Raw genomic sequence first — 2815 nt, forward strand, 5'->3', positions numbered from 1 at the left:
CAAGTGCAATTGCAGAGGCTTCTGCTAAAAACGGACGTATCGCAGGACAAGCAGGAGATTTAATTAGTAAAAACAGTTCTGCTACTTTTCGTTCTTATCTTGATGCACAAGGTGTTACTTTAAAAGATGCCATTCGTGCCTTAGGAATTAACGATATAGGCTCGCAAGAAGTACGTGCTTTATATCAAAATGACAATACAAAACCACTATTTAACGCAGTATTAGAAGATGGTTTCCGTGAAGGATATCTTGCAGCTGGTCGTGCTTCTGAGTTAGTTGGCCAAGTAATCCCTATGGATCAAATGTCTTATCAATACTACACGCTTGAGAATAAAGATAACGATGATCTAGATTTAAGCTTCATTGGACAAGGTGCTCCAATTCCAGTTGTAGCAATAAAGCTAGACACAGAACATACAATCTATGTATATAAACGTGGGAACGGAATTGAAATCACTGACGAAGCAAAGTCAATGAAAATTGATATGCTCGCATTACATCTACGTAAACGCGGTATGCAAATTGGGCGTACTGATGAGAAGCTGGCAATTCACCGATTATTAAACGGTTACTTTAAAGATGGAACGGATTCTGCTCCAACATTAGGTGTGAAAACTGCGAATGATTGGAAAATCTCAGATATTTGGTATGCTACACAATTTGCTAATCAAAAATATGGATTCACTTACAATCGCAGTGTTATGAATTTAAAGACTGCAGAACAATGGGCAACTCAAAAAGAAGCAAACGGTAATTTAATCTTCTTAAATGAATTAAAAAATGGAAGTATGCCAGATGTATTACATACAACACCATTCATTTCAGAAGATGTACCAGATGGACGTATCATGCTTGTGGATACAAGATTCGCATTAGCTGAATATCAGTACAAACCATTCTCTGTCGAAAGCGACCGAAGTGTTAAAACACAAGTAGACGGATCATATGCAACTGTCACTTCTGATTTTATTCCGTTCGATCCCAATGCACGTATGATTCTAACGCTTGACCAAGCTCGCTAATAAGGAGGGCTAAGATATGGCCAAAAAAGATTTAATCGCAGATATTGTTAAAGAAAATCCTTCTTTGGATCCAAAACAGTTAGATGATAACTATACAGTTCCTCAATTAGAAGATTTACAGAAGCAATTGCGAGAGGAAAAAGTTCTTCCAGAGACAGCCAAATACAAATTGAAGGACCCTAACACACAGTATGCAGAATGCTATGCGGAAGGGTCTTTTACTTTGGCTGGAAATCAAGAAAAAGAACTACCTGCAGCACCATCAAAAACGTTATTAGATAGAATTGAATATGGTTTTATCGTTGAGGTGAAGTAATATGTATGCTTCTCCTGCAGATGTGAAAGAAAGGACCTCTTTTATAGAGGTTTCTTCTCTTTCTAATGAAAAACTACAGTTATATATAGACCGTGCTGCTTCATGGATTCATAGAGAAGTGAAACGTACATTCGAAAATGAGACGAATAAACAGACACTCTCAGACCTTCTTACTGCTACCGTATTGCTCGTTGAGTATCTTTGGTACCAAGACCATCCGGAAACGAAAGAGGCGCAGCTGAGCACAGCATCTAGCGAGAAAATAGGGAATTACTCTTATACACTTCGCGATGCATTAGGTGGGAATACTGCAGATGAAATGAAATTCGGAGCAAATAGAACAGGGATTAAAGAATTAGATTTAATTCTCGACTCGTTACGGGTAAATAATACTATTACCGGATTCAATTTCTTTGGTGTATCTGGACCATCAAGGGTGAAACGATGAGATTTGAAAGTTTGCTAGTCCATCGCTGCACTTTAATAAAACAGAACGTTATTATTGGCCAAGATGATTATGGTCGATATATATACGGGCAGGAGGATATACCAGATGTCCATTGTCGCTTTGATCAAATAGAAAAACGAGTGACCAATAATGATAACGGTGTCGATATTATTATCCAACCAATCCTTTACTTATCCGCTTCTCAAGAAATTGAAGAAACCATGCAGATAAAGGATATACGAGATAAAAAAGATAACATTCTACTACCTGGTGTATATGGAGTTAAGAAATTATCTCGTGAATATAGCAAGATTAGACTCCATCATTATGAAGTGGAGTTAAAAAAGGAGCGTGATTAAATGGGGATTAACATCAATGTAAGGTTAGATCCGCAAGCGCGCCAATTCGCTAGACAAATACCAGGGAAATTAAAAGAAGCTCGTCAAAAAGCTGTTGAAGCAGCTGGAATGGTATGGGCAGATGAAGCAAAAGAAGTAACTCAAGAAGATAACCACATCGATACTTCTCTTTACATTAACTCTATTGGTTATTTAACCAACATTCCCTATACCAATAAAAGTGGTAAAGGTGAGCGTGATGCTACTGAAGCAGATGTTGTTCATGAGTTGACAGAGGGCGAAACTCAAACAAACCTAGAAATCGGTTCTGATGTTTCTTACGCTTCTCATTTAGAAAACAGATATAACATTATGGCCAGAGCATTAGATAGAGCAGAACCGCGTATGCAGCAGGTAGCTAAAACGCAGGTTCGATTAATTTTAGAATAGGAGGGATATATTTGACTGATTACGTTGATCCAATCCCTCATATTGTACGTTTCTTTAAAATATTTGGCGTTAAATGTTATGGGAATACATTCCCTTTAAAAGCAGAATATCCATCGATTTGCGTAAAGGTGGCAGGAGGTAGGGGCTTTACAAGATTACAAGTAACCTCACGCTCTGAAAAAGATGATATTGAAGCTATGAATGTATTAATAAATGCTACAAATATATTAGAACGTCACAC

At 37.5% G+C, this 2815-nt stretch carries 5 protein-coding genes and 1 pseudogene; all 6 read left to right on the top strand.

Annotation, left to right across the window (positions count from 1 at the left end; translation table 11 throughout):
- On the top strand, positions 1-1022 hold a 1022-nt coding region (locus MR160_RS33310), incomplete at its 5' end, for a phage major capsid protein (RefSeq protein WP_242299182.1).
- 16 nt (positions 1023-1038) lie between these two features.
- The gene (locus MR160_RS33315; RefSeq protein ID WP_242299183.1) at positions 1039-1338 is read left to right on the top strand and encodes a hypothetical protein; all 300 of its coding nucleotides are present in this window, start codon (positions 1039-1041) and stop codon (positions 1336-1338) included.
- Between the two features lies 1 nt (position 1339).
- Positions 1340-1786, top strand: coding sequence for a head-tail connector protein (locus MR160_RS33320; protein ID WP_242299184.1), 447 nt, complete (start codon positions 1340-1342; stop codon positions 1784-1786).
- An 11-nt stretch (positions 1787-1797) separates the two neighbouring features.
- A complete protein-coding gene (locus MR160_RS33325; protein ID WP_242299185.1) occupies positions 1798-2145 on the top strand; it encodes a hypothetical protein in 348 nt (115 codons plus the stop codon).
- Complete coding sequence (locus tag MR160_RS33330; protein ID WP_242299186.1) at positions 2146-2574, top strand: hypothetical protein; 429 nt, start codon at positions 2146-2148, stop codon at positions 2572-2574.
- Positions 2575-2585: 11 nt separating this feature from the next.
- Positions 2586-2815: pseudogene (locus MR160_RS33335) on the top strand (hypothetical protein); the annotation flags it as partial.

The sequence above is a fragment of the Bacillus cereus group sp. BfR-BA-01382 genome (genome assembly GCF_022663475.1).
In the GTDB taxonomy this organism is placed as follows: domain Bacteria; phylum Bacillota; class Bacilli; order Bacillales; family Bacillaceae_G; genus Bacillus_A; species Bacillus_A thuringiensis_S.

Excerpts from the sequence above, each read along its gene's own strand:
- MR160_RS33315 (WP_242299183.1), top strand. The coding sequence starts at position 1,039 with ATGGCCAAAAAAGATTTAATCGCAGATATTGTTAAAGAAAATCCTTCT.
- MR160_RS33330 (WP_242299186.1), top strand. The coding sequence starts at position 2,146 with ATGGGGATTAACATCAATGTAAGGTTAGATCCGCAAGCGCGCCAATTC.
- MR160_RS33320 (WP_242299184.1), top strand. The coding sequence starts at position 1,340 with ATGTATGCTTCTCCTGCAGATGTGAAAGAAAGGACCTCTTTTATAGAG.